We start from the raw sequence: 12433 nt of genomic DNA, 5'->3' as shown, positions 1-12433 counted from the left end.
CTGTGGACTCAATACGACAGTCAGCTTGAATGGTTTCTTGTGGGCAAGTATTGGTAGTTGCCGGATCAGTGACCGCTATGGGATCGCTACTGAAATCCCATGTTGGGACGCATTTCTGGTGGTAGCAAAGCCTGTAGGGAGTGCACCTGGCGCTCCAGTACATCGATGCGGGTCAAGTTGCCAAGCAAAATGGCCACGGTAAAAATATCCAGATCAAAGTCCGCACGCATTTTGGAAGCGTGACGCAAGGGTACAACCCAGTGAGCACTGAAAGCGCGTTGTTGATTGATCGGCGCTACCGGCTCTAAAACGCAATAGTCAACCAACTCATCAAGCTCAGCCTCACTCATGCCACAGCAGTCTGACAACTCGGCCGAAGTGATCGTTTCCCGGGTGTCCAACCAGCGCCAATCAGTTTGTTCTGGGATCATGTGGAGTTCTCCTTGAGTGCGACGATACGCGGGTTGAAGTGTGAGATGCGGGCAAGTTCCTGATACAGAGTACGTTCGGAATCGGTCAATGTGGTGGGCACATCGATGTGAACAATGGCGTAAATATCGCTGCGGCCATCGGCCAGGCCACGCCCACGCAGGCGCAGCGTGCGACCAGAGCGTGTACCTGCAGGAACGGTGAGCAGCACCGGGCCATCCAGCGTAGGTACTTCCACCTCCGTACCCAATGCGGCCTCCCAAGGGGCCAGGGCCAAGTCAAAGTACAGATCCAGGCCGTCCGGGCGGAATACTGTGTGGGGTGCCAGGGAGATGTGAAGATATATATCCCCGTCGGAGGCACCGTTGTGGCCTTTACCACCTTTGCCACGCAGACGCAACTTCTGATCCTGTCGTACACCCGGGGGAATGGTGACCTCCAGTGTGCGCTCACCTGAGGCATCTGCCAGGTTCAGATTCACGATCGAACCACGACGGGCATCCGCCAAGGTGATGGTGACCGCACTTTCATAGTCGCGACCCTTGCGCGGCATGGTGGCCGAAGCTGCGCCCCGTTGCCCGCGCCCCAATGATGCCAGCAAATCTGCCAAGTCAAGGTCTTGAAAGGCATCCCCGTTGGCAGAAAAGTCCTGTCGCCAATTCGGAGGTGGTGCAAATTCAGCTCCTGCCTTGGGATGCCCCAGCTCATCGTAGGCCGCGCGTTTAGCGGTGTCTTTCAGTGTGGCGTAGGCTTCGGCCACATCCTTGAAATGGGCTTCGGCATCCGCTGCTTTGGACATATCCGGGTGGTGTGTGCGTGCCAATTTTCGGTAAGCCTTCTTGATCTGATCGATGTCGGCATCGCGCGGTACGCCCAGTGTTGCGTAATAGTCTTTGTACTTCATGGTCTATTGATCTGAGTTCAGACAACTGTCTTGAAGATCGCGCCAACACCCGCAGTGATCGCCATGGCCAGTGCACCCCACAACGTGACTCGCCACACACTGACAACTACAGGGGTGCCACCAATCCAAGCGGCAATGGCACCCAGCAAGGCCAAAAATACCATCGACATGGCAGCCAGCCCGACAAAAAGATTCGCTGCAGGCATCCATACAGCGACGGCAAGTGGCATCGCCGCACCGATCGCGAAGCTAGCAGCAGATGACAGCGCGGCTTGAACAGGCCGTGCACTCAGGGCCTGAGAAATTCCCAGTTCGTCACGGGCATGCGCACCAAGGGCATCGTGCTTCATCAATTGTTCTGCAACCTGTTGCGCCAAACCGGGATCAAGCCCGCGCGCGACATAGAGGGCTGTCAACTCCTGCGCCTCGGCAACCGGATTGACCACAAGCTCGTCGCGCTCACGCGCCAGATCCGCGTTTTCGGTATCTGCTTGGGAGTGCACCGATACATATTCTCCTGCGGCCATCGACATGGCTCCGGCCACCAACCCGGCCACACCAGTCATCACAAGGCCACTGTGGCTGACGCTGGCGGCGGCCACGCCCATCAACAGGCTGGCGGTGGAAACAATGCCGTCATTGGCACCCAGCACGGCGGCACGTAGCCAACCCACACGATCCGTGCGATGGCGTTCCCTGTGATGACGAGAGGATGTCATAGTACAAGCCAGGTTGCAGGTGGTCCGCTTAGGCTTCCTTCCAAGCTTGGGAATTTTGCAGAACGGTTCGCGCTGTTTCTGCTTCCTCGGCATTGCCATGCACCATCAGTACATATTTATCCATCTTGATGGCCGTCTCGTACTTGATCACCTGGTCTTTGGATACACCAATTTGAGTCAAAGCTGCCCCTAGGGCTGACACGCCCCCCACCACCACAGCACCTTCCAGTGCGCCCAACAGTGCTGCAACAAACGGCCCAGCCATAGCAACAAGCCCCAATCCGGGTAGAAAAAAGACAGCAGGTGCCAGCAGCAAGCCCCAGATCCCGCCCCAGAATGCACCTGTGCTACCCCAGGATCGAATCCGATCGCCCGCCGTGTAAAACCCTACGGGTTGCTCCTCGCTGTGGTACCCCTTTCCCACCAATGACAAGGTTTTGACATCAAATCCTGAACGACTCAGCATTTGAATGGCCTCTTCAGCTTCCTGGTGAGTGTTAAAGACGTAGCAAGGTATGTTTGTATTTTTCATAAGTTTCTCCTCAGGGCTTTAAAAATCACATTGAGGGACATCCAGTGTCTAGCCGCCACACGGTCTGATCTGTGCGCTAAACCACATTGCATAGGTGCGACTGCGTTGCGTAAAGGGCTTATGGACTACAAGACTACAAACGTCAGTTTTCACGACCGCGGGCACACCTTTCATACACGCAACAACTCACCGCCCATCGGTCATACGCTTCTGGGTGGATGAAGTCACACCAGGCAGAACATCGTACGGCATCGAACAGACCGTCTCCGGCTGTCGGGCTAAGGTCAGACTACATCACAACCTTCGGCAATTTCACATGCACACACCACACCCCATCTCCCAACTTGAACGCAGCACTTTAGTGGACATATTAAAACTGCGACTGGCTTCTATGGAACAGCAAAGTGACACCAAATTGAAAAACCTGACGCAGGCCCAGCACGCCTATCAGCTGCTGCAGCAAGACATGGACGATGCCCCTCAACGCTCGGGCGAAGAGGAAGTCGAAGCCGCCTTGTCAGACATCGACAGCCTTGAATTCAGCGCCCTTACACAAGCCTTGCAACGCATTCACGGTGCGGACTATGGCCTGTGTGTGGATTGCCACTTAGCCATCACTTTTGGGCGCCTGCAGCTGGAACCGCAGACCCTGCGTTGCACCGCCTGTCAAGCCCTTTATGAAAGGGCACATTGATAGTCACCTTTTCAAACTGTGCTCTTTCTTGACCACCCGAGCACCCAGGTGATGAAGTTTGGCCCCGAGTCCGCCAAAGGCTGGGGGCCACGGGCATCTGCACCTGCCGAACTAAAAATATGATCCATCCTATCCAAGCTCTTCAATCAGCGCCCAGAACGGCAGCCCCTTCGCCAGGCCCAGCCCGACGCCTTAACCTTGTGTCAGCCGCAGCTGACAAGTAGAAAGCGATACAAATTTAAGATGGCATGTTTCCTGCGCGCAGCCAGTTTCCTGACCCACGATCAGGGTTGCGGGTGGCGCATTTGCGACAAAGCCGACAAACCTGTCACACCTTCAGTTCAACCCCCTTGCACGCCCAACCGCCATGACCAACCACCTTGCCACCCAAGCGTCGCTCTACCTGCAGCAGCACGCCCAGCAGCCGGTGGACTGGTATCCCTGGGGGGCCGAAGCACTGGCGCTGGCCCGGCGGCTGGACAAACCGATTCTGCTGTCGATTGGCTACGCCGCTTGCCACTGGTGCCATGTGATGGCCCGTGAGTCATTCTCTGACCCGGCCATTGCGACCCTGATCAACGAAGGGTTTGTCGCCATCAAGGTGGATCGTGAAGAGCGCCCCGACCTTGACATGGTCTACCAGATGGCACACCAGTTGCTGCGCCGCAGCGGCGGCGGCTGGCCGCTGACCATCTTTTTGTCACCCCAAGGCATGCCGTTTTACAGCGGCACCTATTTCCCCAGCGCCGCGCCTGAGGGGCAAGCCACTTTCAGAAGCGTGCTGGGCTCGGTCAGCACGGTCTGGAGCGAGCAGCGCCCTGCCCTGGCGCGGCAAGACCAGGCCTTGCGCCTGGCACTGGCCGCCAGCCAGCCACAGCGTGATGACCAAGCCGTGCTGAATGCGGCGGTGCAAACCCAGGCACGCCAGCAACTGGCCACCGCCTTCGATGCCCGACACGGCGGTTTTGGTGCCGCGCCCAAGTTCCCGCAGCCCAGCGAACTGGCCTATTTGCTGCACTTGAGCCAAACAGATGGCCAGACCCAGGCCCGTGACATGGCCTTGTTCAGCCTGCGGAAAATGAGTGAGGGCGGCTTGTATGACCAGATTGGTGGGGGTTTCTTTCGCTACAGCGTGGACGCGCAATGGCAGATCCCCCACTTTGAAAAAATGCTGTGTGACAACGGCGTGTTGCTGGCCTTGTACGCCGACGCATGGGCGCTGACCGGCGAGCCCCTGTTTCGCCGTGTGGTGGAGGGCACGGCCACCTGGGCGCTGCGTGAGATGCAGGCCGACACAGGTGGCTTTTACGCCTCACTGGCGGCCGACGACACGCAGGGCCGTGAAGGCCATTTTTACGTCTGGCCCTCGGAAGAGCTGCGCCAGGCGCTCTCATCGCAGGAGTGGGATGTGTGTGCCGCCCATTGGGGTTTGGTGGATGCGCCCAACTTTGAAGGGCGCACCTGGCACTTGCGGGTGGCCCGCCCGGCGGCTCAACTAGCCGCCACCTTGCAACGCCCCCAGGCGCTGGTGGAAGAGTTGATTGCCAGCGCCAGCATCAAACTGCGCATGGCGCGCGACCAGCGCGACCCCGTGCCGCGCGATGCCAAAGTGCTCACTGGCTGGACGGCGCTGATGATCACCGGCCTGGTGCGCGCCGCCCGTGTGTGCCAACGCCCCGACTGGCTGAAAGCGGCGCGCTCGGCGCTGGATTTTTTGCGCCAGCAGCGCTGGGCGGAAGATGGCCGCAGCTCCGGGCATTTACAAACCCTGCCCGGCCAGGCCGCGTTTCTGGACGACCATGCCTTCCTGCTCGAAGCCGTACTGGCGCTGCAAGAGGCCGATCCACAGCCGCAAGACCTGCCATTTGCCGAGGGCTTGGCCTTGGCCATGCTGGCGCAGTTTGAAGACCGTGACCGTGGTGGTTTCTTTTTCACTCGCCACGACGCACCAGCCCTGATCCATCGCCTCAAACCCGGCGCAGATGCGGCCACACCCTCGGGCAACGGCGTAGCCGCACAGGCCTTGCTGGCCTTGAGCAAGCAGGTGGCCGGGCCCCAGGCAGCGCTCTACCGCCTGGCCGCAGAGCGCTGCCTGCGGGTGTTCGCCGCTTCGGTATGTGCCGACCCGGCCAGTTACACCAGCTTGCTGCGCCTTCAAATGCTATTTAATAAGTAGCTACCAGCGCTTGATATACAAGCGCCAGAGGTCTATTTGGTGTGTATTTTTGCCCTGGTGTCACGGTGATGACTGGGGCAGCACCTCTTCCACCGCGAAGGCGTAGCAATTACGCCCCGCGTCTTTCGCCCGGTACATGGCATCGTCTGCCGCCTTGAGGACTTGCTCGACGGTGTGACCGTGCTGCGGAAAAAGGGCAATACCAATGGTGATGCCGACTCGGGCCTGGGTACCGTCCAGCTCAATCGGCTGGCCAATGGCTGCAATGATGTTGTTGGCCACACGCACGGCATCGTGACGGTCCCGCAGACTGGGCAAAATCACGGTGAACTCGTCACCCCCCAGGCGCGCCACCGTGTCACTCTGGCGCACCTGTTCCCGCAAGCGTTTGGCCACGGCCATCAGCACGACATCCCCCGCACCGTGGCCCAGCTGATCATTCACCTCCTTGAAATGATCCAGATCCAGGAACATCAAGGCACCAGATGATCCATCCCGCTGCCCCAGGTTCATGGCCTGCCCCAGGCGGTCGAAAAAGAGCCCCCGATTGGGCAAGTCGGTGAGCAGATCAAATTGGGCAGTGTGCTGAACGCGCTCTTCCGCCGCCTTGCGCTGGGTGATGTCTTCCAGAATGGCGACGTAATGGCTCACTTGACCGTTGGTATTGAGCAAAGGGGTCACCGTCTGGTTGACCGTGTAGGTACTACCATCCCGGTGGGCATTCACTATCTCGCCATGCCAGGTTTTGCCGCTGCTGATGGTCTGCCAGAAACGCTGGAAGAAATCAGCATCCTGGCATCCAGAACTGAACATTTTGGGGGTTTTCCCCAGAATCTCCTGGCTCGTATAACCTGACAGCTGGGCAAAAGATCGGTTGTTCCAGAGAATGCTGGCATTGGCATCGGTGATCAGCACGGCATTGTCGACACCGGCCAGGGCCGCATCCAGCAAGGTCAGCCATTCCTGTTGCATTGCAGACTCAAGCGTTGTGCCCAGCCGAACCGCAATGGCGGCCAGACGCTGCGGCAATTGCCAGCCTTCAAACTGGCGCGCATCACGCCCGTAAAGTGTCAGCACGCCCCAGGTTTCACCCCGCAAGGTCAGGGGCAGAACAATCACCGCCCGGGGGCTGACGGTCTGGTTCACCTCGGTACAAGACTGGCATTGCGGGCCATTCAGGGTCACCATTTGCCATTGCCCGCTACGGATCACCGCACCGGCAGGCAGGCAGCAGGTGGGGTCACCGTCCCAGCGTCGGCGGTTTTCCCGCAAGGACGTGAAGAAGCCTTTGTCAGAGCCCTCGGCACTGGCCAGCCAGGTGAGTTGTCCGTCCTTTTCTGCCCGGCCAATCCAGGCCGCCGCAAGATCAAAGACCGGCAGGATGGCATCGCAGAATATCTGGGCGATGGATTCCAGGTTCATTCGCCACTTCAGCAACACCGCATCCAAGTTGCGGAAAATATCGTCCACCTCCTTGGCACAGTGCTGTTCAGTGACATCCTTGGCGTACACGGCGATACTTTCCACAGCACCGGACGTGTCTTTGACCGGGTAAATGCTGTTGTTGAAAAAGATCGCCCCGCGCCGGTCCTGCGAATGCAGGGGCTCGCCGGTACTGACCACTTGTTCCACCAGCGCGCGCCGCTTGACGGCCAGGTCAGGCGGCAAAAGTTCGTAGAAATTCTTGCCGGTGATGGCCTCGGGCACCTGGCCGAAGCGCTGGGCTCCAAAGGCATTGATGGCCAGAATATGCCCTTGGGGGTCAAGCAGCAGCACCGACTCGCTGGTGGCATCCAGCAAGGCGCGCATCCGAATGCGGCTTTCCTGGATCAGTAGATCGGCCTGCCGGTGCTCAATGAGTTCTTGCTGCAACTGTGCGTTGGTGTCACGCAGCTCAAGTGTGCGGTGCGCAACCTCGGTTTCCAGAAACTCCTGGTGTTGCGCCAGCTTGGCATCACGCAGCTGCAGTTGTTCCAGCATGTCGTTGAAACCCGTGGCCATCTCGGCAAATTCGCTGCGTCCCACGACCGGCAAACGCTGCACCACACGGCCTGCACCGAGGTCGACGGTGCGCATGACATCCACCGCCAGGCGCAAGGGCTGGGTAATGCTGCGTGCAATCAGCGCAGCAAACAGCAGCAGCAGCGTACCAATTCCCGCCAACATCATGACATTGTGCTCAAGCTGTTGGCGAATGGTGGCATCCACATCATCCACATAGACACCCGAGCCAATCACCCAGCCCCAGGGAGCAAATTTCTTGACATAGGACAGCTTGGGATAAAGTTGTTCCGTGACACCGGAGCCAGCTTTGGGCTTTTGCCAGTCATAGACGACGTAACCCTGTCCACCCTGGTTGACCACTTCGGCAAACGCAACCCCGATATTTTTATTTCCATTGGTGACGGTGAAAGGCCCCTCGGTGCCAGCCCGCAGGCTGGTGACGCTATCAAACTGAGGCAAGTCCAGCAAATGCCCGTCAAGGGCGGGCATGGTGGGATGCATGATGATTTTGGGAAACGGCGTTCCCAGGTCACTGAGCCAGAAGTACTCGGTTTTGTTGTAGCGCAAGGCTTTGATGGTGCTGATGGCCGCCGCCTGGGCCGCTACTTGCGAGAGCTCACCCGCTTGTTGCAGCTGATGGAAGTGGGTCAGCACGCTGAACCCGGTTTCCACCAGTTGCCGGGTTTTCTCCTCTTTCTCGCGCCAAAGCACCTCGCGCAGCCGAAACATGTCAATCACTTCGCCCACCACGATGCCGCAAATCAGCATGGCCACAATGGCCCAGATGCGGTTACGCACACTTAATCGACTCAAAAAGGAAAACATCGATTTTTCTCAACAACTTTTGTTTTATTCGATTTGCAGCATACCCCAATGATGCTGAAACTCAACCCCTATTTCAAACCGCGCAGATTCCAGCGCGCGGGTGATGCGGTGGCACCACAACATCCTGCCGTATTCACCAGGCCAGTGGTGGCGTAAATATTGCATGTCATCGGGCCTTCAACATAGGTCTGCCATGAACCAAGAATCCTTCCCCGCAAATGCCGCACCTCTGGACACGCCGCCCTTGGAGACCCCTGAGCCCTTGAGCGCCGACGAGTTTGCCGAGCTGGGAGCCATCCTGGCCTATTTGCGTGCCCGCGACGAGCGTATTCCCGTCTGGGAATTTTGTGAAGGCTTCATGGTGGCACTGATTTGCTGCCGCCGCCAGATCGCCCCCGAGGAGTACCTGCCGGTGTTGCTGGTCACCCCTTTTGCCAATGCGGTTCAGCAGCAACACTTCATGCGCTTGTGGTCACGCCGCTGGCAGCAGGTGGCCCAGGCGCTGGACTGCAAAATCAGCGCACTGGATGATGCGCAGGCCTACCAGCCCGAAGTGGTGGACGCACGCGCGGAACAAGCGGCCTTGTCCGGGCCAGAACAGGCCGCCTTGGCGGGGCAGCAGGCCGCGTCATTTGGTCAGCGCTGGGCGCAAGGTTTCATGGCGGCCGTGGCGGCCTGGCCCGAAGAGTGGGCCGGCCCACGCAACAAGGAAGCCCTCAAGTGGCGTACGGCAGCGCTGGAGTTTGTCGCCGCCCTGACGGCAGACGACAACGATGCACCCACCCTGTCCCCTTTTACGGATGACCACGGCCCACTCACGGTGAGCACCCAACGCATGAAGGCTTTTGGAGATGCCCTCTGGGCGGTGTACAACATGCGGGAGATGTGGTGCAGTCTGGGCCCGCGAATCGAGACCGTGCACAAAGCCGCAGTGCCGGGGCGCAATGATCCGTGCACCTGTGGCAGCGGCAAAAAATACAAGAAATGCTGCGGTGTTTGATATCAAAAAAATAGCTGCTTGCGCTTTAAATACAAGGTCTACAGGCCTATTTGGCATTAAAAATACGCTCAAACACTGACTCCACAAGGTGCATGGCTGCTCAGCTACCTCAAATCCTGCAAACAGGTGCTCATTGGCACCCTGGATCAAGCCGGGGACAGACCGGCATGTGCCTCAGGCAAAACAAGCTTGCACGTCCAGCGTAGCGTGCTGCCCAACGGCTGATGCATGTTGCGCCAGCCAATCGCTGCAGCGTTTCTGGCCCTGCTCCCGCAGCAGCGCCAGAAAGGGCCCATGGGCCAGCAGCTTGGTGTCACTGCGCTCCAGGTTGGCCAAGCCGCTGGCATCAACCATGTGAAAGCGCATGTTGTGCAAACGGCGCTCCAGTCGACCCCAGCGAATGAAGGGGTGGCTGGCAAACGCCGTTGCGTGCGCAAACATGTGCATTTCACGCATGAAGTGGGCGCTGAACCCCAGCTCGGCAATACGTGTGTCAATTTCCTGCGCCGTGTGCGGTGTACCTTTGTGCCGCAGCGGGCTCAGCAGCACCAACATCACATCGCGTGACACACAGTCATAAAACAACGGGAACACGGCCGGGTTGGCGCAGTAGCCACCATCCCAATAGGGCTCACCCTCAACTTCCAACGAGTGATGGATTTTGGGCAAACAGGCCGATGCCAGCAGCATGTCCAGAGTCAGCTCGGATTCCCGAAACACCCGCAGCTTGCCGGTGTTGGCCTGCGTCGCCCCCACAAACAGCTTGAAAGGGCTGTGCTGACGCAGGCCCACAAAGTCAATTTGGCGCTTGAGCAAATCACGCAGTGGGTTCAGATCAAAAGGGTTCAATTGCATGGGCGAAAAACACCCGACCCAGTGGGCCACCAGTTTGGTGGCGGGGGGCAGGTTGATGACATCGTCCTGCCCGCGTGTCATGGGTGCCCAAGGCATTTGTCGCCCGACTTCGGTCCAGAACTCTGCCAGTGCCTGGGCAGCCCCCAGGCGGCCGCCCTTCAACCAGCCATCGGCAAACACCACGGCATTCATGGCCCCGGCACTGCTGCCGCTCAAGCCCTCAAATTCCAACTCCGATTGCAGCAGGGCATCCAAAACGCCCCAAGTAAAAGCCCCGTGTGCACCCCCACCTTGCAACGCCAGATTGAGCCGGGGGGGTGCTTTGTGCAACAGGCGGGCGAACTGCGCCCAGCCTGTGGTCATGGAAGGCATGGCAGAAGAAGGGGTTGCGCTACGGTCAGTCATGAGAGGCTTTCGCGGTGCGGAAGACACCATAAGGAGATCGTACAAGTATGCCGGTTTGGCATGTCGGTGTGGTTTTGAGGATTTTTTGTGCCGTTGTCCCAACCACACACTCTACCCAATCAACGCCACCGCCTTGATCTGCACCCAAACCGCCTTACCCGGTGCCAAACCCAAGCCTGCGGCTGAACGCTGCGTCAACCGTGCAAGCAAGGGTGATGCACCCACCTTGAGCCGCATCAGAGACAAGGCCGGATGGTGGTCACCGGCCATATCCTCCACGGTGGCGCTCAGGCAATTCTGGATGCTGATGCCATCCACTTTCTCCAGCGCAATACTGACATCCCGCGCCAGAATACGCACCCGCACCCGGTGGCCGACGGCATGGCCACCGTCGCGTACCCACAGGCTGCCACCTTGAAACTCGACACGGGCCAGGTGCCAGGCCAGATCACGCTCAACCACCACCGCATCCAGCACCACACCCACGTCCTCACCCAACTGAATTGGCAAATCCAGGCGCGCCAGGGTGTCGGTCAAAGGCCCGGCGGCCACCGCACGGCCAGCCTCCATAACCACAATGTGGTCGGCCAGCCGCGCCACTTCATCGGGGGAATGGCTGACGTAAAGCACGGGAATGTCCAGCTCGGCATGCAGGCGCTCCAGGTAGGGCAGGATTTCTTCCTTGCGTTTGAGGTCCAGTGCCGCCAACGGTTCATCCATCAGCAGCAGGCGCGGACTCAAGGCCAGGGCACGTGCCATACCCACGCGTTGACGTTCGCCACCAGAAAGCTGATCCGGTTTACGCGCCAGCAGAGGGTCAATACCCAGCAGGGTGATTGCCTGATCCAGGCTGACGCGCTGCGCATCAGAGGTGCGCTTCAGGCCGTAGCGCAGGTTGCCCAGCACCGTCAGGTGCGGGAACAGGCTGGCTTCCTGAAACACGTAACCCAAAGGCCGCTGGTGTGTGGGCAACCAATGGCGGCCACTCTTGCCATCGTCCTGCCAGACCTCACCATGGACAGTGAGTTGGCCTTGCGGTGCACGCTCCAGCCCGGCCACACAGCGCAAGAGTGTGGTTTTGCCAGAGCCCGAGTGACCAAACAGGGCGGTGACCCCACGCGCGGGTAAATCCAGATCCACATCCAGCGTGAAGCCCGGCCAACCGAGTTTGAAACAGGCTTGAATACCACTCACGTCAGGCCCCTTTCTTCGGACTAGGCCGCCAAGCGTACAGTGCCAGCAGCACCAGGAAAGAGAACACCAGCATCACGGCAGACAGGCGATGCGCTTGCATGTACTCCATAGCCTCCACATGGTCGTAAATTTGCACTGAAGCCACGCGGGTTTCGCCCGGAATATTGCCACCAATCATCAGCACCACGCCAAATTCACCCACGGTGTGGGCGAAGGTGAGGATGGCTGCTGTCAGAAAACCCGGCAGAGCCAGCGGTACCGCCACGGTAAAAAACGCATCCAGTGGTGAGGCTCGCAAGGTGGCCGCAACTTCCAGCGGACGCTCACCCATGGCCTCAAAGGCGTTCTGCAAGGGCTGCACCATGAAGGGCAGCGAATAAAACACCGAGGCCAGCACCAGCCCCCAGAAGGTAAAAGGCAACAGCCCGATGCCCAATGTCTGAGTGATCTGCCCCACCGGGCCGTTCGGCCCCATCGCCAGCAGCAGGTAAAAGCCCAGCACCGAAGGCGGCAACACCAGCGGCAAAGCTACGACCGCACCCACCGGCCCTTTCCACCACGCCTTGCTGCGTGCCAGCCACCAGGCGATAGGTGTACCCACCAGCAGCAGGATCAGCGTCACGATGCTGGCCAGGCGCACCGTCAGCCAGATGGCTTGAAGGTCACCGTGATTCAACAACATGGCACGCTCCTGGT

11 protein-coding genes are annotated in these 12433 nt (G+C 59.2%); 3 read left to right on the top strand and 8 right to left on the bottom strand.

The genetic code is table 11. The features are described 5' to 3' along the window. Nucleotides 1–86: 86 nt before the first annotated feature. Genes LDN84_RS03710 through LDN84_RS03695 form a run of 4 tightly spaced genes read right to left on the bottom strand, consistent with a single transcriptional unit; the run spans nt 87 to nt 2584 of the window. The gene (locus tag LDN84_RS03710; protein ID WP_223908424.1) at nt 87–431 is read right to left on the bottom strand and encodes a chaperone modulator CbpM; all 345 of its coding nucleotides are present in this window, start codon (nt 429–431) and stop codon (nt 87–89) included. Next, nucleotides 428–1333 (bottom strand): DnaJ C-terminal domain-containing protein, encoded by a 906-nt coding sequence (locus tag LDN84_RS03705; protein WP_223908421.1) that lies wholly within the window; start codon nt 1331–1333, stop codon nt 428–430. The genes LDN84_RS03710 and LDN84_RS03705 overlap by 4 nt, the downstream gene beginning before the upstream one ends. Nucleotides 1334–1350: 17 nt before the next feature. Beyond that, the gene (locus LDN84_RS03700) at nt 1351–2052 is read right to left on the bottom strand and encodes a VIT1/CCC1 transporter family protein (protein ID WP_223908418.1); all 702 of its coding nucleotides are present in this window, start codon (nt 2050–2052) and stop codon (nt 1351–1353) included. A 28-nt stretch (nt 2053–2080) separates the two neighbouring features. Then, nucleotides 2081–2584, bottom strand: coding sequence for a general stress protein (locus tag LDN84_RS03695; protein WP_223908415.1), 504 nt, complete (start codon nt 2582–2584; stop codon nt 2081–2083). 316 nt (nt 2585–2900) lie between these two features. Here LDN84_RS03695 and LDN84_RS03690 point away from each other — a divergent pair, with 316 nt between their 5' ends. Together LDN84_RS03690 and LDN84_RS03685 are read left to right on the top strand one after the other, a co-directional pair. Further along, complete coding sequence (locus tag LDN84_RS03690; RefSeq protein ID WP_223908413.1) at nt 2901–3278, top strand: TraR/DksA family transcriptional regulator; 378 nt, start codon at nt 2901–2903, stop codon at nt 3276–3278. A gap of 367 nt (nt 3279–3645) precedes the next feature. Beyond that, nucleotides 3646–5454, top strand: a complete 1809-nt coding sequence (locus tag LDN84_RS03685; RefSeq protein WP_223908410.1) for a thioredoxin domain-containing protein — start codon at nt 3646–3648, stop codon at nt 5452–5454. 60 nt (nt 5455–5514) lie between these two features. Here LDN84_RS03685 and LDN84_RS03680 read toward each other — a convergent pair whose 3' ends face one another. After that, nucleotides 5515–8283, bottom strand: a complete 2769-nt coding sequence (locus tag LDN84_RS03680; RefSeq protein WP_223908407.1) for a diguanylate cyclase domain-containing protein — start codon at nt 8281–8283, stop codon at nt 5515–5517. A 193-nt stretch (nt 8284–8476) separates the two neighbouring features. On the opposite strand from LDN84_RS03680, the gene LDN84_RS03675 reads away from it, so the two are divergent. Beyond that, nucleotides 8477–9283 carry a YecA/YgfB family protein gene (locus LDN84_RS03675; protein ID WP_223908400.1) on the top strand — a complete coding sequence of 269 codons (807 nt, stop codon included), beginning with the start codon at nt 8477–8479 and terminating at the stop codon, nt 9281–9283. A 174-nt stretch (nt 9284–9457) separates the two neighbouring features. Here LDN84_RS03675 and LDN84_RS03670 read toward each other — a convergent pair whose 3' ends face one another. From LDN84_RS03670 to modB, 3 genes are all read right to left on the bottom strand, one after another. Further along, nucleotides 9458–10543: a patatin-like phospholipase family protein gene (locus LDN84_RS03670; protein WP_223908396.1), complete on the bottom strand. Its 1086-nt coding sequence runs from the start codon at nt 10541–10543 to the stop codon at nt 9458–9460. Nucleotides 10544–10654: 111 nt separating this feature from the next. Further along, entirely contained in the window at nt 10655–11737 is a 1083-nt protein-coding gene (gene modC, locus LDN84_RS03665; RefSeq protein ID WP_223908393.1) for a molybdenum ABC transporter ATP-binding protein, read from the bottom strand. 1 nt (nt 11738) lies between these two features. Continuing rightward, on the bottom strand, nt 11739–12419 hold the full coding sequence (modB, locus tag LDN84_RS03660; protein WP_223908391.1) for a molybdate ABC transporter permease subunit: 681 nt from the start codon (nt 12417–12419) through the stop codon (nt 11739–11741). Nucleotides 12420–12433 lie beyond the last annotated feature (14 nt).

It is taken from the genome of Rhodoferax lithotrophicus (assembly GCF_019973615.1).
Lineage (GTDB): Bacteria > Pseudomonadota > Gammaproteobacteria > Burkholderiales > Burkholderiaceae_C > Rhodoferax > Rhodoferax lithotrophicus.
The sequence above is the reverse complement of the archived record's forward strand: the minus strand, read 5'-3'. Positions and strand labels throughout refer to the sequence as shown.

Coding starts and splice junctions, on each gene's coding strand:
- LDN84_RS03710 (WP_223908424.1), bottom strand. CDS start 431: ATGATCCCAGAACAAACTGATTGGCGCTGGTTGGACACCCGGGAAACG.
- LDN84_RS03705 (WP_223908421.1), bottom strand. CDS start 1,333: ATGAAGTACAAAGACTATTACGCAACACTGGGCGTACCGCGCGATGCC.
- LDN84_RS03700 (WP_223908418.1), bottom strand. CDS start 2,052: ATGACATCCTCTCGTCATCACAGGGAACGCCATCGCACGGATCGTGTG.
- LDN84_RS03695 (WP_223908415.1), bottom strand. CDS start 2,584: ATGAAAAATACAAACATACCTTGCTACGTCTTTAACACTCACCAGGAA.
- LDN84_RS03690 (WP_223908413.1), top strand. CDS start 2,901: ATGCACACACCACACCCCATCTCCCAACTTGAACGCAGCACTTTAGTG.
- LDN84_RS03685 (WP_223908410.1), top strand. CDS start 3,646: ATGACCAACCACCTTGCCACCCAAGCGTCGCTCTACCTGCAGCAGCAC.
- LDN84_RS03680 (WP_223908407.1), bottom strand. CDS start 8,283: ATGTTTTCCTTTTTGAGTCGATTAAGTGTGCGTAACCGCATCTGGGCC.
- LDN84_RS03675 (WP_223908400.1), top strand. CDS start 8,477: ATGAACCAAGAATCCTTCCCCGCAAATGCCGCACCTCTGGACACGCCG.
- LDN84_RS03670 (WP_223908396.1), bottom strand. CDS start 10,543: ATGACTGACCGTAGCGCAACCCCTTCTTCTGCCATGCCTTCCATGACC.
- modB (WP_223908391.1), bottom strand. CDS start 12,419: ATGTTGTTGAATCACGGTGACCTTCAAGCCATCTGGCTGACGGTGCGC.